The following is a 25,392-nucleotide window of genomic DNA, read 5'->3' as shown; positions in this document are numbered from 1 at the left end:
AAAGCTTGTTCGACAACGACCTGGTTATGATCGTGATCTCTGTTCTGGCCCTGGCGTTTTACCTGCTGGCCATCATCGCCTCTCTGCACCTGCTGCTCAGCGCCAAGCCCGTCGGGCAGGTGTCGCTGTTTGCCTTTGTCGGCCTGGCCCTGACCGCCCATGGTGTGGCGGTGGGAAGCGAGGTGCTGGCCACCCATTCCGGCCAGAATCTCAGCATGTTGAACGTCGCCTCCTTGGTCAGCCTCATCATCAGCGGCTTCATGGCCTGCGTTACCCGCCGTTTCAACGGCTGGATCCTGCTGCCCGTGGTCTACAGCTTCTCGGCCTTGCTGCTCGCAGCCAGCGCCCTCATACCGGGTCGCTACATCACCCATCTGGAAGCGCATCCCCAACTGCTGCTGCACATCGGGCTCGCCTTGATGGCCTATTCGGTATTGATGATCGCCTGCCTGTTTGCGCTCCAGCTTGCCTGTCTGGATCGGCAGCTGAAGTCCAGAAAGATAAGCCATCTGCCCGCCATGCCGCCCCTGATGACGGTGGAGAAGCGTCTGTTCCAACTCATCTCCGCGGGCCTGTTGCTGCTGACCCTCTCCATCGCCTCGGGTCTGTTCTTCCTGGAAGACATGTTTGCCCAGGGCAAATCCCACAAGGCCATCCTCTCGATCCTGGCCTGGTGCGTCTACGCCTTGCTGCTGTGGGGTCACCACACCCGTGGCTGGCGTGGTCGCAAGGTCATCATGCTGAGCCTCATCGGCAGCATCATCCTGACCCTGGCTTACTTTGGCAGCCGCTTCGTCAAGGAAGTCTTGCTGAGCTGACGGTTCAGCCCCCAAAAACCACCCCAACAGGAGCCCTTCTTGGACAGTATCTCAACGAGCACATTACTGATTGTTCTCGTTATTTTGATTGTGTTGTCAGCCTTCTTCTCCAGTTCCGAAACCGGTCTGATGTCCCTCAACCGCTACAAGCTGCGGCATCTGGCCCAAACCAAACACAAGGCAGCCCGTCGAGTCGAAAAGCTGCTGGCCCGACCGGACCGCCTGCTTGGCCTCATCCTCATCGGCAACAACCTGGTCAACATTCTGGCCTCCGCCATCGCCACCATAGTCTGCATACGGCTGTTCGGGGATCTCGGCGTCGCTATTGCCACCTTCGGCCTCACCCTGGTGGTACTGGTGTTCGGGGAAGTCACTCCCAAGACTCTGGCGGCCATGTTTCCTGAGCGCATCGCCTATCCCGCTTCCTGGGTCCTCAAGGGGCTGATGGTGCCCTTCGCCCCCCTGGTCTGGCTCATCAACAGCATCACCAACCTCTTGCTCAAGCTGTTGCGCCTCGAACATCGCAAGGATGACTCCCTCAACACCGAAGAGCTGCGCACCATAGTCAACGAGGCGGGCAGCCTCATTCCCCAGCGCCATCAGGAGATGCTGATCAGCATTCTGGATCTGGACAAGATGACGGTGGAAAACATCATGGTGCCGCGCAGCGAGATCTCTGCCATCGACATCAATGACGACTGGAAGAGCATACTGCGCCAGCTGGCCCACTGCGCCCACACCAAGATCCTGCTCTATCGTGACAATATTGACGACGTAGTCGGATTTTTACACTCGCGTGACGCCCTCAGGCTGGTCGCCAGGGACCAGTTCAGCAAGTCCAGCCTACTGCGGGAAGTCGATCCCATCTACTTCATTCCACAGGGCACGCCGCTCAACGTGCAGCTGGCCAAGTTCCAGCGCAACAAGGAGAGGATCGGGCTGATTGTCGACGAGTATGGCGATATTCAGGGGCTGATCACCCTGGATGACATCCTGGAAGAGATAGTGGGCGACTTCACCACCTCCATGGCCCCGGCGCCGAGCGACGAGATCCACCCCCAGCCGGACGGCTCCTTCCTGGTGGAAGGCTCCGCCAGCATCCGCGAGCTGAACAAGGAGATGCACTGGCACCTGCCCATCGACGGCCCGCGCACCCTCAACGGGGTGATTCTGGAGTACCTGGAGGAGATCCCCCAGCCCAACATCAGTGTCAGGCTGGCGGGTTACCCCATCGAAATCCTCGAAGTAGAGAACAACATGGTGAAGATGGCGAGGATCATGCCACACCTCTACCGTAACGAGTCAGGTTACGAGGATTGAAAAAAGGCTGCCGATGGCAGCCTTTTTTGTCTCACTCGCTCTCGTCATCCGGCTCCAGCACCAGGGTCGGGATCAACTCGCCAAACACCTGCTGCAGCTCGTCGCGGTTGGCCAGCAAGTCTTGCAGCGTATAGCCGTCCATCACCGCCAGGAAGGCGTTCATCGCCTCCTTCAGTGCACTCTTGAGCAGGCAGACAGAGACGATATGGCAGACGGGGGAACCGCAGTCGATCCCATCCAGATTGCCTTCCAGCGCCCGGATCACCTGGCCTATGTTCACGCTCTCAGGGGAACAGGCCATGCGGATCCCGCCATTCTTGCCACGCTGGGACTGCAGATAACCCAGCTTCACCAGCTGGTTCACCACCTTCACCATGTGATTGCGGGAAACGTCATACAAGGCAGACACCTTGGCCACGCTCGACAATTCCCCCTCCGGCAACGTGGCCAGATAGAGCAGGGCTCTCAATCCAAAATCGGTATAACTTGTTAGTCTCATAGTGCCTGTGGCGCATAGCGCAAAGAATTGATGATTGATCCAGATCAATTAAACATTTAGGATGCAACTTATTAAGTGACATTCCAGATGTTCAATTAGAAAGGACCTCCTATGTTAGACCAAGCCACCATCGCCGTCATCAAGAGCACCATTCCTTTGCTCGAATCGGCGGGGCCTGCCCTCACCCAGCACTTCTACCAGCGCATGTTCAACCACAACCCCGAGTTGAAGGATGTGTTCAACCTGGCCCATCAGCGCAGTGGCGGTCAGCCCCTGGCCCTGTTCAGTGCCGTGGCGGCCTACGCCAAGAACATCGACAACCTGGGGGCCCTGGCCGGAGCCGTGGAACGCATCGCCCACAAGCACACGGGTTTCCTGATCCAGCCGGAACAATATCACATTGTGGGTAGTCATCTCTTGGCCACGCTCAAAGAAATGGGTGGCAGCGCGGTAACGGACGAGGTGCTGGAAGCCTGGGGCAAGGCTTATGGGGTGCTGGCCGACATCTTTATCGGCCGGGAGGGCGAGCTCTACCGGGAGAAGGCGAGCGAGATCGGCGGCTGGCAAGGTGCTCGCGCTTTCCTCATCAAGGAGAAGCGCCAGGAGAGCGAGCTTGTCACCTCCTTCGTGCTGGCCCCCGTCGACGGTAAGCCCGTACTGCGCTTCAAGCCGGGGCAATATATCAGCATCAGGCTCAATCACCCGACACTGGAGCATCAGGAGATCCGCCAATACTCCCTCTCCGATTCCCCTAATGGCCGCGACTACCGCATCAGCGTCAAGCGCGAGCCCCAAGGCCAGGCCTCCAACCTGCTGCATGACCAGCTTCACATCGGTGACGAGGTGGCGCTGATGCCACCGGCGGGGGACTTCTTCCTGCAGACCGAGACGGCCACCCCAGTGGTACTGATCTCCGCCGGAGTGGGTCTGACCCCCATGCTGAGCATGCTGAACCAGTTGCTGGCTGAACAAGCGGGGACTGAAATCCGCTGGCTGCACGCTTGCGAGCATGGCGCCCAGCATGCCTTCAAGGAAGAGATCCAGATAAAGAGCAGCCAGCATGCCAGCTTGCAGAGCCGGGTCTGGTATAGGACACCTGCCGAACAGGACGTGCAGGGGCAAGATTACGACTTCAGCGGCACCCTGGCGCTGGAACAGGTCACTGACCTCATCCCGGCCAACGCTCACTACTACTTCTGCGGCCCCCTGGGCTTTATGAAGGCTGTGAAAGATCAGCTGAGCAGTTTGGGCGTCCCCGCAGACAGAATGCATTACGAGGTGTTCGGCCCCCATCAGGATCTCTGATCCCGCCTCCTGACAGGGAAAATGAACAAGGCCCACGAACGCAGGTTCGCGGGCCTTGTTGTATCGAGTGGCCTGGCTTGCCGGACTTAGTGCATCGCCTTGGCGCGGGCGATGGCATTGGCGGGCATGCGATTGCCGAGTCGGCTCAGCAGGCTAGCCGCCTTCTGGTGGGTCGCCTTGTCGCCGATGACGGCGCCGTGCAGCCAGTGGTAGGCCTCCTCGTAATCCAGCGGACTGCCCATACCCTGCAACAGCATCTCGACCCACTCTATCTGGGCCCGCTGGAAACCCAGGCTGGCAGCCTCCCGCATCAGGGTCTCGGCCCGTACCAGGTCCTTCTGGACCAGGATGCCTTTCCAGTAGTAGCGCCCCAGCTGCTCCAGTGCGGGAGCCAGGCCCTGATTGGCCGCCTCCCACATGTATTGCACGCCTACCTGGGCATCCCGCTTGGTGCAGACGCCCCAGGCCAGCATGTCCCCCCACAGGAACTGATAGGCCGGGATCTTCATCACAGAGGCGCGTGCCTCTATGTCCTGGGTCAGCTGGCACCTGTCCTGCTTCACCCGGGTCAGATGACGTCCCTGCTCTATCCAGTTGAGCAGCTCGTCCTGCCGATAGAGCGGCACAGCCTGCAGCTCTCCCTTGGCCAGGGATCCAGGATTCACCGCCCTGGGCAGCGGAGCAGCCGCCGGGGTTGATGCCACTGGAGCGGGTGCATCAACGCTCGACAGCACAGGGGTCGGAGCGGCGGCAGCCGTAGGCAACGCTGCCGACGCCACCGGCGCTGGGGCAACGGCAGCTGACGGTACAGGTGCGATGGCCGGTAGAGTCGCTGATGCAACCTGTGCTGATGACGGGGCGGTCGATGGCAAGGCCGCCGAGGGGGTCGGGACTGTAGTGGCCACCACCGACTGGGTTTGTGTGGCCGCCGAGATCGGCTCGGCCCCCTGCAAGGGGAGGCTGCACAGACCGACGAGGCCGATGAGGGTACTGGGTTTCATCATAGGGATCTCCTGCTGCCCTCTTTATCGGCAGCCGGGTCCATCTCCTTAGTCCGCCATGGCAAACCCCGGAAATGACAAAGGGGAGCCTGGGCTCCCCTCATGATCGACGCTGCGGCTTACTTGACGAAGTCGACACCCAGCTGGATATCGGCCTTCAGGGTAGCCAGCATGCTGTCCATGGACTCTTGCTCGAAGGCGCTCAGCTTGCCGTAGTCCAGCACGCTCTCGACACCATTCTTGCCCAGCAGCACCGGCTGCGCGAAGAAGGTGGCGTGCTCGCCGTTGCCTTCCACATAGGCGCACTCGATGACATTGGCTTCGCCCTGCAGACCCTTGATGAGGGACAGACCGAAACGGCAAGCAGCCTGACCCATGGAGAGAGTGGCAGAACCGCCACCGGCCTTGGCTTCCACCACTTCGGTACCGGCATTCTGGATGCGCTTGGTCATGGCAGCCGCCTCTTCCGCGGTGAAGCTGGCCCCTTCGATCTGGGACAGCAGCGGCAGAATGGTCACGCCACTGTGGCCACCGATCACGTTGACGCGGATCTTGTCGATGTTCAGGCCCTTGGCCTCCGCCACGAAGGTCTCGCCACGGATGACGTCCAGAGTGGTCACGCCGAACAAACGACGCTTGTCATAGACACCGGCCTTCTTCAGCACTTCGGCGGCGATAGCGACCGTGGTGTTGACCGGGTTGGTGATGATGCCGATCAGTGCCTGCGGACAGGAGGCGGCACACTTCTCCACCAGGTTCTTGACGATACCGGCGTTGATGTTGAACAGATCGGAACGATCCATGCCGGGCTTGCGGGCCACGCCGGCAGAGATCAGCACGACATCGGCGCCGACCAGAGCCGGGCTCGGATCTTCACCGCAGAAACCTTTTACTTTCACGTCAGTCGGGATATGGCTCAGGTCCGCCGCCACGCCCGGAGTGACCGGGGCAATGTCATACAGGCTCAACTCGGAACCGGCAGGCAGGCGATTTTTCAACAGCAGAGCAAGGGCTTGGCCGATGCCACCGGCGGCACCCAGAACGGCAACTTTCATGATCAACTCCATGTCTAAGCGTAGGTTTAAGGTTGTTTCTAGTTGGGTTAACGCTGTTTCTTATTGTGCGCCTCACCTTAAAGGATCCCCTGCTAAAAAACAATCTGATAACAGTTGTAATCACGGGTTCTGTGAGCCAGGGAGCAAGCGGTGACGAAAGCGGAGAGGAATATGCGATAAATGGGAGGAAAGACACAGATTTCCTGTGTCTCCCTCACCATTAAGAGGTAAATACGACTGCTTCAGGACTGGAATGCCAGTGCACGCTTCTCGCACCAGCGGAAACCAATTGTTAACAATCCATTCATGGTCAGGTAGAGGCCCCCGGCCACGGTGAACACCGCCAGGGTGTCATAGGTCTGGGCGTTGAGACGCTGGGCCAGCCCCATGATGTCCATGATGGTGATGGTGCTGGCGAGCGAGCTGCCCTTGAGCACCAGGATCACTTCGTTGGAGTAGGCAGGCACCAGCCGACGGGCGGCGTGGCGGGTCTTCATCCACAGGGTCTGCCCGGCGGAGAAGCCGAGTGCGCGGCAGGCTTCCACCTCGCCGGCGGGGATGGCGTCGAGCGCCCCCTTGAACAATCGGGTGGAGTAGGCCGCCGTGTTGAACCCGAGCGCCAGCACGGCGCAGAACCAGGGTTGCTTGAGCAACGGCCAGAGCGGCCCCGCCTTGAGCCATTCAAACTGGCCAGGCCCGTAGTAGATGAGGAAGATCTGGATGAGCAGAGGCGTGCCGGTAAAGACCAACACCCACAGCTGCACAAGCTGGGTCACCACCGGAATGCGGCGCTCCAGCACCCAGGTCATGCCAGCCGCCATCAGCACGCCAAGCAGCAGGCTGAACGCGGTGAGCTGCAGGGTAATCGCCAGCCCCCCCAGCAGGGTCATCAGGTAATCCTGCATGTTCAGCCTCCGTAACGGCGGGTGTAACGGGCAGCCTGCTTCAAGCCAAACTCACTCACCAGGCTGATGGCCAGGTAGATGAGGGCGGCGGCGGCGTACCAGGTGAAGGGTTCATAGGTGCTGGCCGAGGCCATCTGGGCCTGGCGCATCATCTCGTTCACCCCGATGAGCGACACCAGAGCAGTGTCTTTGAGCAGCACCAACCACTGGTTGCCCAGCCCCGGCAAGGCGTGACGCCAGGCCTGGGGCAGCACGATGCGAAAGAAGATATGGCTCTTGCCAAGACCCAGCGCCAGCGCAGCCAGCCGCTGCCCGGCGGGCACCGCATTGAGCGCCGCCCGCAGGGTCTGGGTGGCGTAGCTCGCGAACAGCAGGGAGAGCGCCAGCACGCCGCAGGCGAAGGGGCTGAACTCCACATACTCCCCGGTGATGAGGAACAACACCTGGGTCGAGCCGAAGTAGATGAACAGCACCACCAGCAGCTCGGGCAAACCACGAATGAGCGTGGTCAGCGTGGCCACAGGCCACACCAGCCAACGCTGCTTGCTGAGCTCGGCGGCGCTGAATGCCAGCGCCAGCGCCATGCCCCCGACCAGTGATGCCAAGGCCAGCCCCAGGGTCATCCAGGCTGCATCCAACAACAGGCTCAGCATGGCTTACTGCGCGAAGTACTTGTCGAAGATCTTCTGATAGGTGCCGTTGGCCTTGATCTCGGCCAGCCCCTTGTTCAGCTGGGTCAGCAGCTCCTGGTTACCCTTGGCCACGGCGATGCCAAAGCCGGTACCGAAGTACTTGGCGTCGGTCACCGGTGTACCGATGACACCGTACTCCTTGTGCTGCTTGAGCCAGTCGGCGGCAACGGCGGTGTCGGCGAAGACGCCGTCGGTGCGACCGTTCATCATGTCGAGAAAGGCGCTCTGGTAGCTGGCATAGGGCACGGTCAGCAGACCCTTGCTCACCCAGTTGTCCACCAGGTAGGACTGATGGGAGGTGCCGTTCTGCACGCCAACCGTCTTGTCCACCAGCTCTTCAGGCCCCTTGAAGGCGCCCTTCTTGGCCACGAAGACCGCGGAGTTCTCGTAATAGATGTCGGAGAAGTCGACCTGGGCTGCCCGCTCCGGGGTTACGTCCATGGCGGCAATGACGGCGTCATAGCGACGGAACTTGAGGCTGGGGATCAGGCTGTCGAAGGCCTGGTTGTGGAAGCTGCACTCCAGCTTGGCCTGCTCGCAGACGGCGCGGGCCAGATCGATGTCAAAGCCCTGGAACTCGTTCTTGTCATCCAGGTATTCGAACGGCGCATAGGTGGCCTCGGTGGCGAACTTGATCTCCTTGGCCAGCACCGAGGTGCTCAGCAGACCCATGGCAGCAACCAGCAACAGACTCTTTTTCATGACAGCTTCCTTATCGATTCAGTATCAATGCATCAAGAATTCGGCAAACCGGCTGGTTTGCGGAGATTGGAAGATGGCGGCGGTGCCGGATTCGATGATCCGCCCCTTCTCCAGATAAATCACCTGACTGGCCACCTTGCGGGCGAACTCCACCTCGTGGGTCACCACCACCTGGGTGATGCCGGTCTGGCTCAGGGTGCGGATGATCTCCGCCACCTCTTTGGTTATTTCAGGATCGAGCGCCGCGGTGGGCTCGTCAAACAGCAGTACCTGGGGATCCATCATCAGGGTTCTGGCGATGGCCACCCGCTGCTGCTGGCCGCCGGAGAGGCGCGCCGGCCAGGCATCCCGCTTGTCGGCCAGCTGCAACTGGGCCAACAGGTAGGCGCCCTTCTCGATGGCGGCCGCCTTGCTCATGCCGAGCAGTTTTACGGGCGCCTCGATGAGATTCTCCATCACGGTGAGATGGGGCCACAGATTGTACTGCTGGAACACCATGCCCACCTTGCGGCGCAAGGCCTGGGCCTGGCGATTGAATTCGGCGGCGGAAAGGTTGGACGGGAAAGAAAATTCACTGCCGGCTATGCGCAGCACACCCGCATCCGGGGTGTCCAGCAGGTTCATCATCCGCAGCAGCGAACTCTTGCCCGCACCGCTCGGGCCCAGCAATACCAAGGTCTCGCCGGGTGCAGTCCGGAAGCTGACCTGTTGCAGTACCGGCACCTTGTGCCAGGATTTTTCGATGCCGATTAATTCGATACCCATACAGCCCAATTGAATAAGTTTTCAAAATTTCGTCCTGATTCTAGCGCCAGCATAAGTTGATGCAAGCTATATTTGAATCAATATGCAGAACAAGCGCCGCTTCCTTGCCAAAACAGGCATATGAATGCAAAATAGCAGCGCTGTTCGTATCTGCCGCCTGAGCGTGACAGGCGGTCACCTCCCTCATTCGTGAGTCCAAGATGAAACATAACGACAAGCAAGAAAAACTGGCCAAGGCCTTTAAAGCCTTGCTGAAAGAGGAGCGATTTGGCTCCCAGGCAGAGATAGTCACTGCCCTGCAAGAGATGGGCTTTGAGAACATCAACCAGTCCAAGGTCTCGCGCATGCTGAGCCGCTTCGGCGCCGTCCGCACCCGCAATGCCAAGATGGAGATGGTCTACTGCCTGCCGGTGGAGCTGGGTGTGCCCACCACCTCCAGCCCGCTCAAGAACCTGGTACTGGATGTCGACCACAACGGCGCCCTGGTGGTGATCCACACCAGCCCGGGTGCGGCCCAGCTCATCGCCCGCCTGCTCGACTCCCTCGGCAAGGCCGAAGGTATCCTCGGCACCATAGCCGGTGATGACACCATCTTCATCACCCCGACCAGCGACACCGACATCGAAGAGCTCTACCTCTCCGCCCTCGAGCTGTTCGAACAGACCCCCTGATCCGGTCGCACTCGCGCCACCTGAACGAAAAATCCCGGCCAAGGCCGGGATTGTTGTTTCTGCGCGATCGGCAAGCAGTTACTTGCCTTGGGCGACCAGAAAATCGATGGAGGGGGCGAAGAAGGCGGCCCCTGTCACTGCCCTGGTGAAGCGCAGCAGGTGATCGAAGTGGCTCCCCTCCCCCTTGTACATGCTGGCCAGCATGGCATTGAAGTGCTGCGGGGTGCGGCAGCAGGAGATGAAGTAGAGCCCCTGCTCGTGCATGGTGCCCCAGGGCATGCTCTGGCGCAGTATCTCCATGGACTCTCCCTTCGGGGTCTTGAGGTTGACCCGCTTGATGTGGGAGGTCAGCGGCTTGTCGGCCGATTCATACTCGATGTTGTCGGCCTTGGTGCGGCCGATGATGTCCTCCTGCTCCTTCAGGGCCAGCTTCTCCCAGTCGCTCATGGCATGCACCCAGCGCTGGACATGGACATAGGATCCACTGGCAAACTCGCCCCCCTCCAGCAGCGCCACCTCGGCCCTGTGCTCATCCTGGGGGTTCTCGGTGCCGTCGACGAAACCGGTCAGATCCCGGCAATCGAGGTTGCGGAAACCACGCACCTCTTCGGCCAGCTCCACCAGCCCGGCCAGCAGCGCCATCACACGCTGTCCGGCATGATGCAGCACGTCGACCCGATCGGCGCGCAGTTGCACGAACAGATCGAACGGGGTGTTCGGTGCTTCCTGGCCGTTGGCAGACTGCGCCATGAAGCCACGGAACTGGGGCGGACGGGCGACAGGGTAGATGGCATCCCAGCCCTCGGCCCCGACGGCAACCAGACCGCTGAAACCGGCGTCGGGGAAATCGGCGCTCACCGAATCCCACAGAACCGGCAGCCTGGCCAGACGGGCTGCCAGCTCGACACCGTCACCGGTGCGATTGAACATCAGATAGAGGGCATGCAGATTCGGCTCTGCGCAGATCCCGGCTTGGGCTTTCATTTCTCTCTCCAAAGGCATTGGCTATGGGCGTGGCGCGATTATAAACCGGAACGGAGTCAATTCCTTGATTTCCCATCACTATCAGGACATCTGTTCGAACAGCACCAGGGCATGGGGGGCCACGGTGACCCGCGCCCTCTCCCCCTCGAGAGGCTCCCCTATGCTGGCCTCCAGCACCTGGTCGGCGCACTCCACCAGCACCCGGCAGTGATGGCCGAGGAACTGCTGCTCCCGCACCAGCAAGTCGCCATCGGCGGCGGCCGCCAATGCCAGCTGCTGGGGCCTGAGCATCAGCTGCAGCCGCTCTCCCCGGGCGCGACCGTGCGGCTCATGGCCACGAATGACCCCGAGCGCCGTCTGCACGCTGTGGCTGTCCACCACCTCGGCCGCCAGATAGTTGACCCCACCGAGAAACTCCGCCACGAAGCGGTTCTGCGGCTGGCGATAGAGTTGTTCCGGTTCCCCTACCTGCTCGATGTGACCGGCTCGGAACAGCGCCAGCCGGTCGGCGAAGGCAAACGCCTCTTCCTTGCTGTGACTGACGAAGATGGCGCCTATCCCCTGACGCTTGAGCAGGGTGCGGATCTCGAGGATCAGCTTCATCCTCACCTGGGTGTCGATGTTGGAGAAGGGCTCGTCCAGCAGCATCAGTCTGGGCTTGCACACCAGGGCGCGGGCGATGGCGACCCGCTGCTGCTGACCACCGGATAGCTGATGGGGATAGCGATCCCCCAAGCCCTGCAGGTTGACCAGCGTCAGCGCCTCGTCGATCTGCTGCTGGCGGGCCTCGCGAGGCGCCCGGGTCAGCCCGAAACCAATATTCTCGGCCACCGTCAAATGGGGGAAGAGGGCGTAATCCTGAAAGATCATGCCGATGTGGCGACGCTCAGGCGACACCGTCACGTCGGGCCCGTCCAGCAGGGTATCGCCGAGACGAATGCTGCCTTCCGCCAGTGGCAGCAGGCCGGCGACGGCCTTTAGCAGGGTGGTCTTGCCACAACCGCTCGCCCCCAGCAGGCAGACGATCTCGTTGTCGGCCACCGTCAGGGAGAGCTGCTCCAGCACGTTCTGGCCGTTGTAACGGCAGCTAACCTTCTCTACTTGCAAGCAAGACACGACTCAGTTCCTCTCGTTTCGTGGCATCCCCCGCCGATGGCCGGGGTACGCTCATGTACCCTGGTGACAGGCCTAATGACCCGGGCTGTCCAGACTGCGATTGACCCAGATAAGCGGTACCAGCCCCACCAGCACGATGACGATGGCGCCGAGCGCCCCCCGCTCCAGCATCTCGTCCGAGACGAACTGGTAGACATGGGTCGCCAGGGTCTCGAAGTTGAACGGCCGCAGCAGCAGGGCCGCGGGCAGCTCCTTCATGGATTCGATGAACACCAGCATGGCACCGGCAAAGAGACCTCGTCGCACCAGAGGCAGATGCACCCGGCGCAGCATGCCCCCCGTCCCCTGTCCCAGAGAGCGGGCCGCCATGTCGAGGCTGGGGGAGATCTTGCCCATGCTGCTCTCCACCGAGCCGATGGCGATGGCCACGAAGCGCACCAGGTAGCCGAATACGATGGCGGTGAGGGTGCCGGTCAGCAGCAGGCCTGGTCCCTGCATCCCGAGCCACTCGGCCAGATCGTTGAGACCAAAATCGAGCGCCGTCAGCGGCACCAGCACCCCGATGGCGAGCACTGTGCCCGGCATGGCATAACCGGTGGCGGCGATGCGCAGGGGCAGCAGGCTGCGAGTGCCACCATCGAGACGGCGGAAGAAACCCAGCAGCAGGGCGATGGCCATGGCGAGCAGGGCAGTCAGGGCCGAGATGAGCAGACTGTTGCCAGCGAAACGCACGAATTCCGGCGTCCACGACAGTGCGAAATAGCGCACCCCGTAATCCAGCAGGATGACGAACGGCAGAGCGAAACCGGCCAGCACCAGTCCCCAGCACCAGAGCCCGGCCAGCAGACGGCTGGCCCCCTTGAGGGGATAGCGCAGGGGCTGTTCATGGCCCATGGATTTCTGGAATACCTGCTGGCGCTGGCGGGAGCGGCGCTCCAGGGCGATGAGCAGCACCACGGCCAGCAGCATCAGGCAGGAGAGCCGGGCGGCAGTGGCCAGGCTGCCGTAACCGAGCCAGGTGTCGTAAATGGCCGTCGTCAGGGTGTTGATGGCAAAGAAATGGACGGTGGCGAAGTCGGCCAGGGTCTCCATCGCCACCAGCGACGCCCCGACCATGATGGCGGGGCGGGCCAGGGGCAGGCTGAGGCGACGAAAGCTCTGCCAGGGGGTGCAGCCGAGCAATCGGCTGGAGTGAATGAGGCTGACCGACTGTTCCAGGAAGGAGGCGCGCGCCAGCAGATAGACATAGGGGAAGAGCACCAGCGCCAGCACCCAGGCGGCACCGCCGAGGGAGCGGATGGCCGGGAACCAGTAATCGGTCGGGCTCTGCCAGTCAAACAGGGCTCTCAGCCCCGCCTGCAGCGGGCCCGAGTAGTCGAGCAGGTCGGTATAGACGTAAGCCACTATGTAGGAGGGCATGGCCATGGGCAACATCAGGGCCCACTGCAGGGCGCGGCGCCCGGGCACCTGGCACATGGCGACCAGCCAGGCGGTGGGCACCCCGAACAGCAGGCTGAGCAGCACCACCCCCAGCACCAGGCCTGAGGTGTTGCGAAGGTAATCGAGCAGCACCGTATCGACGAGGTGGCGAAACAGGTCTCCGTCTGCCGAGAGGGCAGAGAAGATGAGGGCAAGCACCGGCAAACCCAGCAGCAGAGCGGTGGCCCAGCTGCCGGCAATCCATCCAAAATTTTTCATGAGACCACAGAGATTGATGGGGCCCTTGGCCCCATCTGATTACAAGTCGAATTTCACTTCATCCAGCAGTTGCAAGGCGTCCTTGCGGTGCTTGGCGTAGTCGCTGACCGGCATGGGGTCAGACTTGAAACTGCCCCAGGACTTGACCATGGCGGAAGGCTCGACCCCGGCCTTGACCGGGTACTCGGCATTCACGTCCGCGTACATGTGCTGGGCGGTGTCGCCAGAGAGAAACTCCATCAGCTTCTGGGCCGCGTCCTTGTTCTTGGCGTACTTGGTCATGGCCACACCGCTCACGTTGACGTGGGCACCGCGATCACCCTGGTTCGGGAAGTTGATGTAGACCGCATCGGCCCAGGATTTCTGTGCCGGGTCTTTCAACATGGCACCCAGGTAGTAGCTGTTGCCCAGAGAGACGTCGCAGATACCATCCTTGATCGCCTTGACCTGATCCCGGTCGTTGCCTTGCGGCTTGCGCGCCAGGTTGGCCTTGACCCCTTCCAGCCAGGCTTTAGCGTCCGCCATGCCGTGATGGGCGATCATGGACGAAACCAGCGCCACATTGTACTCGTGCTTGCCGCTGCGGGTACAAATTTTTCCTTTGAATTCAGGCTTGGCCAGATCTTCGTAACTGATGGTGTCGAGCTTGCCGAGGCGATCCTTGCTGGAGTAGATGGCGCGAACCCGGGTGGTCAGGGCGAACCACTTGTTGTCCGGATCCCGATAGATGGACGGGATGTTCTCCTGCAGCGTCTTGCTGTCCACCGGCTGCACCAGATCCTTCTCCACCAGATCGGTCAGGCGGCTGATGTCGACGGTCAACATCAGATCCGCCGGGGAGAGCTTGCCTTCGCGCTCCAGACGCTCGTTCAGCCCCTCTTTGGCAAACACCACGTTGACCTTGATACCGGTCTCTTTCTCAAACTGCTGGATGATGGGCTTGATCAGCTCATCCTGCCGAGTGGAGTAGACATTCACTTCCGCAGCGGCAAAGGCCGACTGGGCGATCAGCGAGGAGAACACCAGCGCCAGCATCTTCATTTTCATCATCCATTCCTTGTTTATGCATATAGTGATAACTATTTTCGTTTGCATTCTGCATGAATCAGGATGAGAGGATCAAGGTGGTTTACAGAGGTAGGGCCACATATTTAATCGCCGCTAAAACAAAAAGACCGGATGGAATCCCACCCAGTCTCTCCATGACCACGTATTCTCTTTTTCTGCCGGGTCTGCCTTAGTGCTACTCGGGCTTAGCCACCGGCTCCATGGCGCGGGATCACAGTGCCTCGTCGTCGCTCTCGCCGGTACGGATGCGCACTGCCTGCAGCAAGTCATAGACGAAAATCTTGCCGTCCCCTATCTTGCCGGTATAAGCCGCCTTGCAGATGGCCTCGATCACCCCTTCCACGTTCTCGTCGGCGGTGGCGATTTCCAGCTTTACCTTCGGCAGGAAGTCGACCTGGTACTCGGCCCCCCGGTATAATTCGGTATGCCCCTTCTGGCGACCGAAGCCCTTGACCTCGGACACGGTCAGACCCTCGACCCCCAGGTTGGCGATGGCCTCGCGCACATCGTCCAACTTGAAAGGTTTGATAATCGCAGTAATCAGCTTCATCTGGTTGCTCCCAATCCATGGTATGTCATGAAGAGGTCATCAATTCTTGTGCCAAGTATTTTTATTGTTTATTTTCATAAAGATAGCCGTTAACCCTTGAGCCGTTTCGGCTCAGGAGCACCAAGGAAGCGCATCTCGCCCCATAATGAGGCACCAAGCTGCACCAGACTCCCTTGATGCACCAAATGAGAGCATCACCCCATGTTAGTCATCTCCAACAGCGTGATCATTCCCTGGCATGAGCTGCAGTTTCAGACCATGCGTGCCCAGGGCGCCGGGGGCCAGCACGTCAACAAGACGGACTCCGCCGTCTGGCTGCGCTTCGATTACCGCGACTCCCCCAGCCTGCCGGGCCTCTATAAGGAGGGGTTGGAGAAGCTCAGCGACAGCCGGGTCCACGATGGCTTCATCCAGATCAGGGTCGAGACCCACCGCAGCCAGGACATGAACCGCAAGGAGGCCATGAGCCGCCTGACTGAACTGCTGAAAAAAGCCGCCTGGCGTCCCAAGGCGCGCCACGCCACCAAGCCGACCCGCAGCTCCCAGCGCAAACGGGTCGACGCCAAGAAGCGCAAAGGCGAGATCAAGTCGGCCCGTGGCAAGCCCGGGATGGAGTGAGCCGTTCAGGCCGAGGAAGAGAGACCCATGAGATACAGTTTTTGTGAGAGCGCCCAGGGCCCCCTGCTCGTCGCCATCGACCAGGATGGCCTGCGTTATGTTGAGTTCGTGCGGGGGGAGCAGCCGGTCACCCCCACAGCGGAATGGCAACGGGACGATGTGGCCCTGGCCCCCTACCTCGAGCAGTTCGAGGCCTATTTTGCCGGCCGGCTGCAGCGCTTCACGCTGCCGCTCGCCGCCAGAGGCACCCCCTTCCAGCAGTCGGTGTGGCGCGCCCTGTGCGACATCCCCTACGGCGAGACCGTCAGCTATCTCGAGATAGCTCAGGCCATCGGCAACCCCAAGGCGGTGCGGGCAGTGGGGGCGGCCAACGGCCGCAACCCCCTGAGCATCATCGTGCCCTGTCACCGAGTGATAGGCAGCAGCGGTGCGCTGACGGGGTACGCCGGCGGCATTCCCATCAAACGCTGGTTACTGGCACTGGAACAGCAGACGGTCGACAACTTCACCCTGGCTCCTTGAGCCCCTGATTAGCCGGCCTCATTCCGTTCACAACGCTGGTTGCTGGCACTGGAGCAGCAGACGGTCGACAACTTCACACTGGCTCCCTGAGCCCCTGATTAGCCGGCCGCATTCCGTTCACAACGCTGGTTGCTGGCACTGGAGCAGTAGACTGTCGACAACTTCGCGCTGACGCCACCGGGCGTTTAGCAAAATGAACAGAGTATGAAGAATCGCCTCAGAAGGGCTTCAGACAACATCAGGCATCATGGCCTCACACTTGGATGGCACGGCTCATCCCTCATTCAAGTGGCACCCATGTGACGCTTCCAATCTGTCTTTTTCCCCGCGCCTCCTCTGAGGCGCTTTTTTTTTGCCCGAGTGGCCACAAAAAAGCCCGCCGAAGCGGGCTTTGATCTGAAGGCGCGAGCCTCTAGGTCACTCAGAGGGCGAGGAACAGGCCAGCGAGCGAGGCGCTCATCAGGTTTGCCAGCACCCCCGCCAGTATGGCCCGCATGCCGTAACGGGCGATGAAGGACTTGCGCTCCGGCACCATGGCGCCCAGGCCGCCAATCAGGATCGCCATGGAGGAGATGTTGGCGAAACCGCACAGGGCGAAGGTGACGATTGCCTTGCTCGACTCGTTCAGAGTCTGATCCTGCACCAGGGCGATGAAGGCGACGAACTCGTTGATGACGATCTTGGTGCCGATCAAGGCGCCGGCGGCCTGAGCCTGATCCCAGGGCACGCCGATCAGCCAGGAGACGGGGGCGAACAGCCAGCCCAGGATGATCTGGAAGCTGAGATCCAGCCCCACCAGATCACCGGCCCAGCCCAACAGGCCGTTGAGCATGGCGATCACCCCGACGAACGCCAACAGGGTCGCGCCCACCGCCACAGCGATGTTGAGGCCGGACATGGCGCCATCGGCCGCCGCTTCAATCACGTTGGTGGCGCGCGGGATCACCACATCTTCATGATGATCTTCCTCATCGGCACCGGGCGGTACCAGGATCTTGGCCATGGCCAGACCGGCAGGTGCCGACATGAAGGCGGCGGCGATCAGATATTTCAGCTCGACCCCGATGCTGGCATAGCCCACCAGGGTGCCACCGGCCACCGAGGCGAGACCGCAGCTCATCACCGCAAAGAACTGGGAGTCAGACATCTTGGAGAGGTAGGGCTTGACCACCAGGGGGGCCTCCACCATGCCGACGAAGATGTTGGCGGTGGCGGAGAGGCTCTCGGCACGGCCGGTGCCCAGCAGCTTCTGCAGACCGCCGCCCAGCAGGGCGATGACCCGCGGCATCAGGCCGATGTGGTAGAGGATGGCGATCACCGCGGAGAAGAAGATGATGACCGGCAGCACGTTGAACGCGAAGATGAAGCCCAGTTTGAACTTGGCCAGATCCCCGAACAGGAAGGCGATCCCCTCCTGGCCGTACCCGATCACGCTGCTGACGCTCTCGCTGATGCCGTTGAGCACCTGCTGACCCGCAGGCAGCCAGAGCACCAGAGCGGCGAAGAGGACTTGCAGACAGAGGGCGAGACCCACTGTTCTCAGTGGGATACGACGACGATTATCAGAGCAGAGTACGGCTAGCGCCAGGATACTCAAGATGCCGAGCAGGGCGATCATAGGGATTCCATCTATTGGGGCTGAAGATGGGCGCGGATTCTGCTCCCCTGCCCCCATCACTGCAAGTCCACCTGGTTACAGCCCTGTTAGCAAAAACGTTTGCACGATATCGGTTGCGTCAACTTGCTGATTTGGCTCGTTTTTGGTATCAGGCGAAAGTCAGTGTTTCAATATGGAAACGATTATTCCTCCACACCGGACAATCTGCCTCCCAGCCAGGGGGCCAGCCGCTGTGCCCAGTAGGGTTCGGGGCCGAAGCTCTCCTTGAGGAAATCTATGAAGAGGCGGATCTTGGGATCCAGGTGCTCCCGTCTGGCGTAGACGGCGTGCACCGCCATCTTCTGGTTCGGGCGCCACTGGGGCAGCAGGGGGATGAGCTGGCCGGATTGCAGCTCCTTGTCCAGCAGGTAGTTGGCTACATAGGCGATGCCAAGCCCGGCCAGGGCGGCATCCCGCACCGCCTCCGCCAGATCCACCCGGTAGTTGCCCGCCACCTGCACCGTCTGGCGCTCCTTGCCCTGGTGAAACGACCACTCGTGGTAGCGCCGCTCCCGGCTCTGGTAGGTGATGCAGTTGTGCCTGGCCAGATCCCTGGGGTGCAGCGGGGTACCGTGGCTCAGCAGATAGTCCGGCGAGGCCACCAGCACGAAGCCGATGTCCGCCAGCCGCTGCCCCACCAGGGCCTCGGGCTTGTCCTCGTAGGTGGTGATCCAGAGATCCAGCCCCTCATCCACCAGGTTGGTGCGGTGATCGAACAGGGAGACTTCCAGCTCAAGATCGGGGTAACGCGCCTGGAATGCCTTGAGCCGAGGGATCACGTGCAAGCGGCCGAAGGACTGGCCCACCCCCAGGTGCAGCACGCCGCTCACCTTGCCGCGCCGCTCCGCCACCATGGAGTCAGCCTCCAGGGCCACCGCCACCAGGGCACGGCAGTGGCGGGCATACTCCTGGCCGAGTTCGGTGAGGGAGAAGCGGCGGGTGGTACGCTGCACCAGCTGGGCGCCGAGCTCGGTCTCAAGCTGAGCCAGCTGCTTGCTGATGTGGGACTTGGATACCCCGAGCCGCCGCGCGGCGGCAGAGATGCCCTGCTCGCGAACCAGGGCATCGAAGATCACCATTTGGGGAAGACGTTGCAGCACGGGATAACCAGAGTGAGTGGCGGGCCCCCATTATTCCAGAGCCGCCCGCCAGGGGGTAGGGTCAGCGTCCCAGCGCCTCGATGATCTGCTGTTTGAGAGGATCATCCGACGGATTCTGATTGGCACCATAGCTCGCAATCAGCTTGCCATCACGGCCTACCAGATATTTGTGGAAGTTCCAGTTGGGTGCATCCCCATCGGCGGCAGCCGCCAGCCCCTTGAACAGCGGCACCGCATCGGCGCCCCGCACCGAAACCCGATTGAACATGGGGAAGGTGACCCCGTAATCCCGGCGACACACTTCAGCGGTCTTGTTCTCGTTGCCCGCTTCCTGCCAGAAGTCGTTAGAGGGGAACCCCAGCACCATCAGCCCCTTCTCTTTGTAGTTCTGGTAGAGCGCCTCCAGATCCCGGAACTGGCCGCTGTAACCACAATAAGAGGCGGTATTGACCACCAGCACCACCTTGCCCTCGGTCAGCTGGCAGAGGTTGTGGCGCTGGGTGTTGTTGAGTTCCCGCATCTCCACATTGAAATAGTCGGGGCAGGCGGCAGACGCTGCGCCCGAACCGATCAACAACAGCAGGGTGAACCATTTCATCGACGTGACTCCTCGGGTTTTCTCCATCATACGCACGATTCCTGAACAAGGTTCAGCGATCAGTGCAGCGGGATCCCGGTCAACCAGCCGTGACCCCAGAAGACCAGCAGGGCCGTGAGCATCAGACCGGCGCCCACGCTGATCCCCGTCCCCTGCCAGGTGGCCGCTGGCCGGGGCTTGGTGCGCCAGTCCCGCACCGAAATCCAGACGATGCTGACCAGCGCCCAGGCGCCTATCCCTCCGAACAGCGCCAGGGAACGCGCCTCGCTGTTGACCGCCAGATGAGCGCAGGCCCAGAGCAGGGTACCGAGCAGTTGGGGATGTACCAGCCAGCGGCGCAGGTGGTTCGCTCCCTGCCCTGCGCACAGCAGGATCAGCGCGACCGGCATGGCCGCCATCACCAGCATGGGCCCCCAGGCGGGCAGGAAGTAGAGCGGCATGGGGCTGGCGCTGCGCCAACCGGCGAGGATGCAGCCGATGGCGACGAACACCAGCAGCGAGAAGAGTCCCTTGTATCGGTTCTCACCCAGCCGCTCCCGCAGACGGGCACGGTGCACTACGGCGAAGCAGGGATAGAGATGGATCAGGGTAAATAGCACTACCCCCAGGGTCAGCAGGATCATGGGCGTCTTCTCGCACGTTGCCCCTCACGGGATGGGGAGATCACTATGCCGCAAAGGACCCTGGCAGAATACAAAAACCATATAGAAGACAGCAGGATAATAAAAAAGCCGATCCTGGGATCGGCAAGGTGCGTCAGAGGGTCTGCCCTCAGGCGAGCAACCACATCCGCTACACGGGGCTGGGTGCGGCCGGTGACGGGCACCGGCCAGAAGAGGATTAACGACGCAGCAGATAGAGAGCAGCGACGTTGCGGGCCGTGAGCTGCAGGTTGGTGGTGGCGGTTGCGATCGCCTCCGACAGGGACATGGCCCGGTTGACCACCGCAAACACGGCGTCGATGCCATGGTCATGGACCACGCCGCAATCGTCGGTGAGGCAGCCGGCGATGCCGATCACCGGTTTGCCGAACCGCTTGGCGCAGCGTGCGACACCAATTGGCGTCTTGCCGTGGATGGTCTGGCTGTCGATGCGCCCTTCGCCGGTGATGACGAGATCCGCATCGGCCACTTCATCGGCCAGTTTCAAGGCGTCGATGACGATCTGGATGCCGGGCTTGAGCTCGGCACCGAGCAGGCCGACCAGGGCGGCGCCCATGCCACCGGCGGCGCCCGCCCCCGGAATATCCTTCACCTGCTTGCCGAGGGCTTGTTCGATGCAGTCGGCGTAGCGGGCCAGGTTGGCATCGAGCTGGGCCACCATCTCCGGGGTTGCCCCCTTCTGCGGGCCGAACACGGCGGAGGCGCCTTTCGGGCCGCACAACGGGTTGTTCACGTCGCAGGCCACCTCGATGACCAGCTCGCTCAGGCGCGGATCCAGCCCGCTCAGATCGATGGTCGCCAGCTCGGCCAGGCCGGCACCACCCAACTCGATGGCAGAGCCATCCGCTTTGAGCAACTTGCCACCGAGCGCCTGGATCATGCCGGCACCGCCGTCGTTGGTGGCGCTGCCACCGATGCCGAGAATGAGGTGCTTCACCCCCATCTCCAGCGCCGCCAGGATCAGCTCGCCGGTACCGACGCTGGAGGTGAGCAACGGATTGCGCTGCTCGGGTGCCACCAGATGAATGCCGGAGGCAGCGGCCATCTCGATGACGGCCCGCTCGCCATCCCCCAGCAGACCGACGAAGCCCTGCACTTTGTTGCCGAGCGGAGCCGTCACTTCAACCTGCAGGATGCGGCCACCGGTGGCATCCACCAGGGACTGCACAGTGCCCTCACCGCCATCGGCCATGGGCAATTTGACATAGGTGGCATCCGGCAACACCTGCTTGAAACCCGCCTCGATGGCATCGGCCACCGCCATGGCGCTCAGGCTCTCCTTGAATGAATCGGGTGCAATCACAATTTTCATATCAATTCCTTAGGCGAGGCCAAACACGCCAAACATCAGGGTGGAGACAGTCGCAATGGTCAGACCGACCGCGGTTTCGTACGGGATGAGCTTGAGGCGCTCGCCGACGCCCATGTGAACGCTACCACCGGTGGCGTGGAAGAAGGAGCCGTGGGGCATGTGGTCAAACACGGTAGCACCGGCGTGGATCATGGCGGCCCCCGCCAGACTGCTGATGCCCAGCTCGATCAGGGTGGAGCTGAATACGTTGGAGGCCACCACTGTGCCTGCGGTGGTCGAGGCGGTCGCCAGCGACATCAGGGCACCGGAGATGGGGGCCAGCAGGTAGGAAGGCAGACCGGAGGCGGTCAGGCCGCTGATCAGCACATCCTTCAGGCCGGAGTTCGCAATGATGCCCGCCAGGGTACCCGTGCCCAGCAGCATGATGGCCACCGGCGCCATGCGGGCCAGACCGGAGACTGCAAACTGGTTCACCTTGCTGAACTTGCCCATCATCAGGGCGCCGACCAGGCCGCCGAGGGGCAGGGCGATGAGCGGATCCACGACTATGCCGGCCACCGGGCGCAGGGCCAGCAGCAGTATGGCGACCAGGGGGGCGCTGATGGCGGCGAAGAAGCCGGGCAGCTTGCCACCGTCAAAGTTCACCACTTCGTCGGCCGCGACCTTGCTGCCCCGCTTGTTGAGGCGCTTGGCGAGCCAGTAGGCCATCACCAGACCGAACAGACCCGGGATGATGCCGGCCGCCATCACGGAGGTGAGGGGCAGGTGGAAGGCGTCGGACGCGGCGATGGCGTTGGGGTTGGGAGACATGACGTTACCCGCCTTGCCGCCCCCAATCATGGCCAGCAGGATGGCCGCCTTGGAGAGATCGGCACGACGGGCGATGGCCAGCGCTATGGGGGCGACAGTGATGACGGCCACGTCCACGAAGACGCCGACCGCGGTCAGGATCAGGGTGGCCAGGGCCAGGGCCAGCAGGGCACGGGTCTCGCCGAGCTTGCGGACTATGGTCTCGGCGATGGTGGTGGCGGCACCCGATTCGATCAAGACACCTGCCAGCACACCGGCCGCCAGGATCCGCATCACGGCCGTGGTGATCCCCTGGGCGCCGCCGATCATCAGGGCGACGGTCTGGGTCAGGTCGGCGCCGCCGATCAGGCCACCGGTCAGGGCACCGACTATCATGCCGTAGGCAGGCGGCACCTTCTTCAGAATGAGGAAGATGGCGATGGAGAGCGCAGCGAGAGCACCGAGCGCGGATACAGGGATCATGACGGGCACCTTTCAAATGAGTGAGTGGTGGCCATTATGGTGATCCCAACCCGGAATGCTTTGGCTTAAAAGCCAAAACTTGCGTTTCAACAGCCTTTATTTTTGTTCATATGAACAAGTCAGCCGTCGAGATTGAGCCCGAGATAGAGCAGGAACTTGTCATCTAACTTGTTGAAATTCAAGCCTGTTATCTGCTCTATCCGGGTCAGCCGGTAACGCAGGGTATTGGGGTGGATGAAGAGCGCTTCGGCACAGGGATGCAGATCACAATCCTGCAAGAAATATTGGCGCAGCGTTTTTTGCAGCGTTCCTTTTGCATCCTCCTTTGCCAGCTTTTGCAGCGGGGCCCGCAGCTGATCCGCCTGCCAGGAGTCCGCCAGGCTGCCGAGCAGCACCGGCAGGCGGTAATCCTCGAAGAAGTAGACCTGCTTGCGCGGCGCCTGGCTCATGCCACGGCGCAGGGTGTCACGGGCGGTCAGGTAGGAGCGCGCCAATCCGCCCGTCCCGGCGAAGTAATCACCCACCCCTATGCGTACCTTGAAATGAGGAATGCGGGCCAGCAGCTGCTTGATGCGGCTGCGCTCCTGCGCCGATTGCCAGACGCCGTCACTGAGCTGGGCCGGCTTGAGCACCACTATCTCGTCCAGACCGTTGATGGCCACCAGGTTGTCCCGCTCCGGGTTTTCCAGCAGGTGCACCAGTTCCCGCAGGCGGGCGGGCTCCGCTTCCTCCAGTGCCAGCACGGCGACGACGCGAGGCTGCGCCAGATCGAGGTCGAGGAAGCGGGCCGCCTGCTGCAGCTGATCCGCCCGCCCCTCGCCGCGGATGAGCTGCAGCACCAGTTCTTCCTTGTGGCGTTTGTCCCACTGCAACTGCTCGGTGAGCGCCGCCTGCTCCAGGATGAGCTCGGCGGTCATCCGCACCAGTTCGGCGTAAGCACGCACTTCCTCCGGATCCCCAGAGATGCCGATGACCCCGAGCAACTCCCCCTGATAGGCGATGGGCAGGTTGATGCCGGGCCTCACCCCCTTGAGCTGCCGGGTGGTCGCTTCGCTTATCTCCACCACCCGGTTCTCGGTCAGCGCCAGCACGGCCCCCTCGTGACGCTGATGGAGCCGCTCCGGGTTGCCGGAGGCGATGATGAGGCCCCGCTCGTCCATCACGTTGACCGAGAACGACAGTATCTTCATGGCCCGGCTGACAATCTGATGAGCGAGCGCGTCATTGAGCTGCATAACATCTCCGGATAGATAGCCGAGGGGTTCCGGAGGCGATCCCCAGACGATGCGGCTCCTCCATCACCTTGGCCGAGCACGACCGTCTCTGCATTACCTTGCTGACGATCTGCCGGGGGAGCGTGTCATTGCGTTGCATCATATCTCCATACCATTCGTTGACAGGGCACCCTGGTGGCCTGGATCCGGAGGACAGACCCGTTAAAGATCCCACATCATCAAGACAAGCGCGGGGGGGATCGCTAGAATAGGCCACTTTACGCTATCTGTGCCCCACCATGGATCATGGATCCGGCGTCATGCCGCTCCCTATTGTGGTGGCTCCACCCTTCCGATAGGGACTCCGCTATGGATTATGAATTTCGCCGCGACCCGTTCGGTGGCTATCGCGCCCGGTTCTCCATGGGCCACGAGGCCATCGGTCAGTGGCTGATCGATGAAGTTGGCAAGGATGAGGAGACGCTCGACGAGCTCTTCTCCATCATTGACCAGCTATCCAATCGAACCCGCACTGAGTACCAGCGTCATGGCGGTGACTATTCACTGCTGCTCACCCCTGAGGAGGCCGAGGTGAAAGCCAACGTCCTCAATATCGAGCTGGATGAGGATCTCGACGATCTCGCCTACTACGATGATGAGCAGCTGGCCATGTGCGGACTGGAAGACTTTGCCCAGGTGCTCGGCTCCTGGCGCGCCTTTATCCGCAACGAGGATATGGGCTGAATACCCACATTTCGGGCGAGCATGCCCCTTGCAACCCAACAGGATTGACTATGTCCATTTACGATTTTGATGACGAACTGCCGGAAGACGAAGAACAGGAATCCAGCCAGAAAGCCGCCGTGCCTGCCAAGAAGAAGGGCAAGCAGGTGATGAATACCCAGGTCAACCTGAGCCCGCGCGATGCCAGCCGCCTGAACGGCCTGCACGTCGAAGCCATCACCACCCTGGATGACGTCAGCCTGCCGAAAAACGTCATCTTCAAAGCCGGCCTCATCGCCCTGGGCGAGCTGGAAGCCACCAAGCGTGCCGACATCATAGCCCGCGTGATCGCCGAATCCGGCCGTTGACATGGCCTGGGCCCGTGCATTCGGGCCACCATCTATCCCCAAAGCCGGAGCCTCTGCTCCGGCTTTTTTATGGCTATGTCCCAATTACGTGTTGCATGGGGCGCCCTAGCGCCTCATGCAAGCAACATCTGACGTCTATCCCTCGTTGATAACGCTCCAGCATCCGCCGCCAACCCAGATAATGCTTCAAGTAAGAT

Annotated in this window: 27 protein-coding genes and 1 pseudogene; 8 read left to right on the top strand and 20 right to left on the bottom strand. The window is 61.5% G+C overall.

The features are described 5' to 3' along the window. The first annotated feature begins 26 nt into the window (after window positions 1–26). A complete protein-coding gene (locus KW824_RS19515) occupies window positions 27–818 on the top strand; it encodes an inner membrane protein YpjD (RefSeq protein WP_218410782.1) in 792 nt (263 codons plus the stop codon). Window positions 819–857: 39 nt separating this feature from the next. Beyond that, entirely contained in the window at window positions 858–2,138 is a 1,281-nt protein-coding gene (locus tag KW824_RS19510) for an HlyC/CorC family transporter (protein WP_041206412.1), read from the top strand. A 31-nt stretch (window positions 2,139–2,169) separates the two neighbouring features. Here KW824_RS19510 and KW824_RS19505 read toward each other — a convergent pair whose 3' ends face one another. Next, window positions 2,170–2,637 carry an Rrf2 family transcriptional regulator gene (locus tag KW824_RS19505; protein WP_041206413.1) on the bottom strand — a complete coding sequence of 156 codons (468 nt, stop codon included), beginning with the start codon at window positions 2,635–2,637 and terminating at the stop codon, window positions 2,170–2,172. 111 nt (window positions 2,638–2,748) lie between these two features. On the opposite strand from KW824_RS19505, the gene hmpA reads away from it, so the two are divergent. Then, window positions 2,749–3,942 (top strand): NO-inducible flavohemoprotein, encoded by a 1,194-nt coding sequence (gene hmpA, locus KW824_RS19500; protein WP_182786614.1) that lies wholly within the window; start codon window positions 2,749–2,751, stop codon window positions 3,940–3,942. Between the two features lie 86 nt (window positions 3,943–4,028). On the opposite strand, the gene KW824_RS19495 is transcribed toward hmpA, so the two are convergent. From KW824_RS19495 to KW824_RS19470, 6 genes are all read right to left on the bottom strand, one after another. Continuing rightward, complete coding sequence (locus tag KW824_RS19495; RefSeq protein ID WP_182789003.1) at window positions 4,029–4,619, bottom strand: SEL1-like repeat protein; 591 nt, start codon at window positions 4,617–4,619, stop codon at window positions 4,029–4,031. Between the two features lie 443 nt (window positions 4,620–5,062). Beyond that, entirely contained in the window at window positions 5,063–5,998 is a 936-nt protein-coding gene (gene mdh, locus KW824_RS19490; protein ID WP_041206414.1) for a malate dehydrogenase, read from the bottom strand. Window positions 5,999–6,240: 242 nt separating this feature from the next. Continuing rightward, window positions 6,241–6,903, bottom strand: coding sequence for an arginine ABC transporter permease ArtM (gene artM, locus KW824_RS19485; RefSeq protein ID WP_042649806.1), 663 nt, complete (start codon window positions 6,901–6,903; stop codon window positions 6,241–6,243). Between the two features lie 2 nt (window positions 6,904–6,905). Further along, window positions 6,906–7,556 (bottom strand): arginine ABC transporter permease ArtQ, encoded by a 651-nt coding sequence (gene artQ / locus KW824_RS19480; protein ID WP_005332336.1) that lies wholly within the window; start codon window positions 7,554–7,556, stop codon window positions 6,906–6,908. A gap of 3 nt (window positions 7,557–7,559) precedes the next feature. Further along, a complete protein-coding gene (locus tag KW824_RS19475) occupies window positions 7,560–8,297 on the bottom strand; it encodes a transporter substrate-binding domain-containing protein (RefSeq protein WP_005332335.1) in 738 nt (245 codons plus the stop codon). A 24-nt stretch (window positions 8,298–8,321) separates the two neighbouring features. Then, window positions 8,322–9,062 (bottom strand): ATP-binding cassette domain-containing protein, encoded by a 741-nt coding sequence (locus tag KW824_RS19470; protein ID WP_218410781.1) that lies wholly within the window; start codon window positions 9,060–9,062, stop codon window positions 8,322–8,324. Window positions 9,063–9,262: 200 nt separating this feature from the next. On the opposite strand from KW824_RS19470, the gene argR reads away from it, so the two are divergent. Continuing rightward, entirely contained in the window at window positions 9,263–9,733 is a 471-nt protein-coding gene (gene argR, locus KW824_RS19465) for a transcriptional regulator ArgR (protein WP_005308670.1), read from the top strand. Window positions 9,734–9,811: 78 nt separating this feature from the next. Here the strand turns inward: argR and KW824_RS19460 are convergent, their stop codons facing one another. The 5 genes from KW824_RS19460 to glnK form a co-directional block, all read right to left on the bottom strand. Next, a complete protein-coding gene (locus KW824_RS19460) occupies window positions 9,812–10,717 on the bottom strand; it encodes a Dyp-type peroxidase (protein ID WP_218410780.1) in 906 nt (301 codons plus the stop codon). Window positions 10,718–10,798: 81 nt separating this feature from the next. Next, a complete protein-coding gene (locus KW824_RS19455; protein ID WP_218410779.1) occupies window positions 10,799–11,833 on the bottom strand; it encodes an ABC transporter ATP-binding protein in 1,035 nt (344 codons plus the stop codon). Between the two features lie 72 nt (window positions 11,834–11,905). Beyond that, complete coding sequence (locus KW824_RS19450) at window positions 11,906–13,531, bottom strand: iron ABC transporter permease (RefSeq protein WP_171269306.1); 1,626 nt, start codon at window positions 13,529–13,531, stop codon at window positions 11,906–11,908. Window positions 13,532–13,570: 39 nt separating this feature from the next. Next, window positions 13,571–14,578, bottom strand: coding sequence for a Fe(3+) ABC transporter substrate-binding protein (locus tag KW824_RS19445; protein ID WP_218410778.1), 1,008 nt, complete (start codon window positions 14,576–14,578; stop codon window positions 13,571–13,573). 232 nt (window positions 14,579–14,810) lie between these two features. Then, complete coding sequence (gene glnK / locus KW824_RS19440) at window positions 14,811–15,149, bottom strand: P-II family nitrogen regulator (protein WP_005332325.1); 339 nt, start codon at window positions 15,147–15,149, stop codon at window positions 14,811–14,813. 201 nt (window positions 15,150–15,350) lie between these two features. On the opposite strand from glnK, the gene arfB reads away from it, so the two are divergent. Both arfB and KW824_RS19430 read left to right on the top strand, forming a co-directional pair. Next, window positions 15,351–15,767 carry an alternative ribosome rescue aminoacyl-tRNA hydrolase ArfB gene (gene arfB, locus KW824_RS19435; RefSeq protein WP_218410777.1) on the top strand — a complete coding sequence of 139 codons (417 nt, stop codon included), beginning with the start codon at window positions 15,351–15,353 and terminating at the stop codon, window positions 15,765–15,767. Between the two features lie 27 nt (window positions 15,768–15,794). Continuing rightward, window positions 15,795–16,289, top strand: a complete 495-nt coding sequence (locus KW824_RS19430; RefSeq protein ID WP_171269308.1) for a methylated-DNA--[protein]-cysteine S-methyltransferase — start codon at window positions 15,795–15,797, stop codon at window positions 16,287–16,289. Between the two features lie 421 nt (window positions 16,290–16,710). On the opposite strand, the gene KW824_RS19425 is transcribed toward KW824_RS19430, so the two are convergent. From KW824_RS19425 to KW824_RS19395, 7 genes are all read right to left on the bottom strand, one after another. Then, window positions 16,711–17,907 carry a NupC/NupG family nucleoside CNT transporter gene (locus KW824_RS19425; protein ID WP_218410776.1) on the bottom strand — a complete coding sequence of 399 codons (1,197 nt, stop codon included), beginning with the start codon at window positions 17,905–17,907 and terminating at the stop codon, window positions 16,711–16,713. Between the two features lie 182 nt (window positions 17,908–18,089). Then, a complete protein-coding gene (locus KW824_RS19420; protein ID WP_218410804.1) occupies window positions 18,090–19,025 on the bottom strand; it encodes a LysR family transcriptional regulator in 936 nt (311 codons plus the stop codon). Between the two features lie 82 nt (window positions 19,026–19,107). Further along, window positions 19,108–19,644, bottom strand: a complete 537-nt coding sequence (locus KW824_RS19415; RefSeq protein ID WP_218410775.1) for a glutathione peroxidase — start codon at window positions 19,642–19,644, stop codon at window positions 19,108–19,110. 59 nt (window positions 19,645–19,703) lie between these two features. Beyond that, complete coding sequence (locus KW824_RS19410; RefSeq protein ID WP_218410774.1) at window positions 19,704–20,267, bottom strand: NnrU family protein; 564 nt, start codon at window positions 20,265–20,267, stop codon at window positions 19,704–19,706. A gap of 217 nt (window positions 20,268–20,484) precedes the next feature. Continuing rightward, on the bottom strand, window positions 20,485–21,618 hold the full coding sequence (locus tag KW824_RS19405) for a glycerate kinase (RefSeq protein ID WP_218410773.1): 1,134 nt from the start codon (window positions 21,616–21,618) through the stop codon (window positions 20,485–20,487). A 9-nt stretch (window positions 21,619–21,627) separates the two neighbouring features. Next, window positions 21,628–22,890, bottom strand: coding sequence for a GntP family permease (locus KW824_RS19400; RefSeq protein WP_042649793.1), 1,263 nt, complete (start codon window positions 22,888–22,890; stop codon window positions 21,628–21,630). Window positions 22,891–23,009: 119 nt separating this feature from the next. Beyond that, on the bottom strand, window positions 23,010–24,125 hold the full coding sequence (locus tag KW824_RS19395; protein ID WP_218410772.1) for a sugar diacid recognition domain-containing protein: 1,116 nt from the start codon (window positions 24,123–24,125) through the stop codon (window positions 23,010–23,012). Window positions 24,126–24,473: 348 nt separating this feature from the next. On the opposite strand from KW824_RS19395, the gene KW824_RS19390 reads away from it, so the two are divergent. Both KW824_RS19390 and KW824_RS19385 read left to right on the top strand, forming a co-directional pair. After that, the gene (locus tag KW824_RS19390; protein WP_005332296.1) at window positions 24,474–24,848 is read left to right on the top strand and encodes a YacL family protein; all 375 of its coding nucleotides are present in this window, start codon (window positions 24,474–24,476) and stop codon (window positions 24,846–24,848) included. A gap of 50 nt (window positions 24,849–24,898) precedes the next feature. Continuing rightward, complete coding sequence (locus KW824_RS19385) at window positions 24,899–25,195, top strand: hypothetical protein (RefSeq protein WP_005332293.1); 297 nt, start codon at window positions 24,899–24,901, stop codon at window positions 25,193–25,195. A 73-nt stretch (window positions 25,196–25,268) separates the two neighbouring features. Here KW824_RS19385 and KW824_RS19380 read toward each other — a convergent pair. Then, window positions 25,269–25,392: pseudogene (locus tag KW824_RS19380) on the bottom strand (IS1595 family transposase); the annotation flags it as partial.

It is taken from the genome of Aeromonas sp. sif0611, from assembly GCF_019218845.1.
Classification (GTDB): domain Bacteria; phylum Pseudomonadota; class Gammaproteobacteria; order Enterobacterales; family Aeromonadaceae; genus Aeromonas; species Aeromonas media.
The sequence above is the reverse complement of the archived record's forward strand: the minus strand, read 5'-3'. Positions and strand labels throughout refer to the sequence as shown.

What these genes read in the sequence shown, in the direction of transcription:
- KW824_RS19515 (WP_218410782.1), top strand. Translation starts at nt 27, where the DNA reads ATGATCGTGATCTCTGTTCTGGCCCTGGCGTTTTACCTGCTGGCCATC.
- KW824_RS19505 (WP_041206413.1), bottom strand. Translation starts at nt 2,637, where the DNA reads ATGAGACTAACAAGTTATACCGATTTTGGATTGAGAGCCCTGCTCTAT.
- hmpA (WP_182786614.1), top strand. Translation starts at nt 2,749, where the DNA reads ATGTTAGACCAAGCCACCATCGCCGTCATCAAGAGCACCATTCCTTTG.
- mdh (WP_041206414.1), bottom strand. Translation starts at nt 5,998, where the DNA reads ATGAAAGTTGCCGTTCTGGGTGCCGCCGGTGGCATCGGCCAAGCCCTT.
- artM (WP_042649806.1), bottom strand. Translation starts at nt 6,903, where the DNA reads ATGCAGGATTACCTGATGACCCTGCTGGGGGGGCTGGCGATTACCCTG.
- artQ (WP_005332336.1), bottom strand. Translation starts at nt 7,556, where the DNA reads ATGCTGAGCCTGTTGTTGGATGCAGCCTGGATGACCCTGGGGCTGGCC.
- KW824_RS19475 (WP_005332335.1), bottom strand. Translation starts at nt 8,297, where the DNA reads ATGAAAAAGAGTCTGTTGCTGGTTGCTGCCATGGGTCTGCTGAGCACC.
- KW824_RS19470 (WP_218410781.1), bottom strand. Translation starts at nt 9,062, where the DNA reads ATGGGTATCGAATTAATCGGCATCGAAAAATCCTGGCACAAGGTGCCG.
- argR (WP_005308670.1), top strand. Translation starts at nt 9,263, where the DNA reads ATGAAACATAACGACAAGCAAGAAAAACTGGCCAAGGCCTTTAAAGCC.
- KW824_RS19460 (WP_218410780.1), bottom strand. Translation starts at nt 10,717, where the DNA reads ATGAAAGCCCAAGCCGGGATCTGCGCAGAGCCGAATCTGCATGCCCTC.
- KW824_RS19450 (WP_171269306.1), bottom strand. Translation starts at nt 13,531, where the DNA reads ATGAAAAATTTTGGATGGATTGCCGGCAGCTGGGCCACCGCTCTGCTG.
- KW824_RS19445 (WP_218410778.1), bottom strand. Translation starts at nt 14,578, where the DNA reads ATGAAAATGAAGATGCTGGCGCTGGTGTTCTCCTCGCTGATCGCCCAG.
- glnK (WP_005332325.1), bottom strand. Translation starts at nt 15,149, where the DNA reads ATGAAGCTGATTACTGCGATTATCAAACCTTTCAAGTTGGACGATGTG.
- arfB (WP_218410777.1), top strand. Translation starts at nt 15,351, where the DNA reads ATGTTAGTCATCTCCAACAGCGTGATCATTCCCTGGCATGAGCTGCAG.
- KW824_RS19430 (WP_171269308.1), top strand. Translation starts at nt 15,795, where the DNA reads ATGAGATACAGTTTTTGTGAGAGCGCCCAGGGCCCCCTGCTCGTCGCC.
- KW824_RS19425 (WP_218410776.1), bottom strand. Translation starts at nt 17,907, where the DNA reads ATGATCGCCCTGCTCGGCATCTTGAGTATCCTGGCGCTAGCCGTACTC.
- KW824_RS19420 (WP_218410804.1), bottom strand. Translation starts at nt 19,025, where the DNA reads ATGGTGATCTTCGATGCCCTGGTTCGCGAGCAGGGCATCTCTGCCGCC.
- KW824_RS19415 (WP_218410775.1), bottom strand. Translation starts at nt 19,644, where the DNA reads ATGAAATGGTTCACCCTGCTGTTGTTGATCGGTTCGGGCGCAGCGTCT.
- KW824_RS19410 (WP_218410774.1), bottom strand. Translation starts at nt 20,267, where the DNA reads ATGATCCTGCTGACCCTGGGGGTAGTGCTATTTACCCTGATCCATCTC.
- KW824_RS19405 (WP_218410773.1), bottom strand. Translation starts at nt 21,618, where the DNA reads ATGAAAATTGTGATTGCACCCGATTCATTCAAGGAGAGCCTGAGCGCC.
- KW824_RS19400 (WP_042649793.1), bottom strand. Translation starts at nt 22,890, where the DNA reads ATGATCCCTGTATCCGCGCTCGGTGCTCTCGCTGCGCTCTCCATCGCC.
- KW824_RS19395 (WP_218410772.1), bottom strand. Translation starts at nt 24,125, where the DNA reads ATGCAGCTCAATGACGCGCTCGCTCATCAGATTGTCAGCCGGGCCATG.
- KW824_RS19390 (WP_005332296.1), top strand. Translation starts at nt 24,474, where the DNA reads ATGGATTATGAATTTCGCCGCGACCCGTTCGGTGGCTATCGCGCCCGG.
- KW824_RS19385 (WP_005332293.1), top strand. Translation starts at nt 24,899, where the DNA reads ATGTCCATTTACGATTTTGATGACGAACTGCCGGAAGACGAAGAACAG.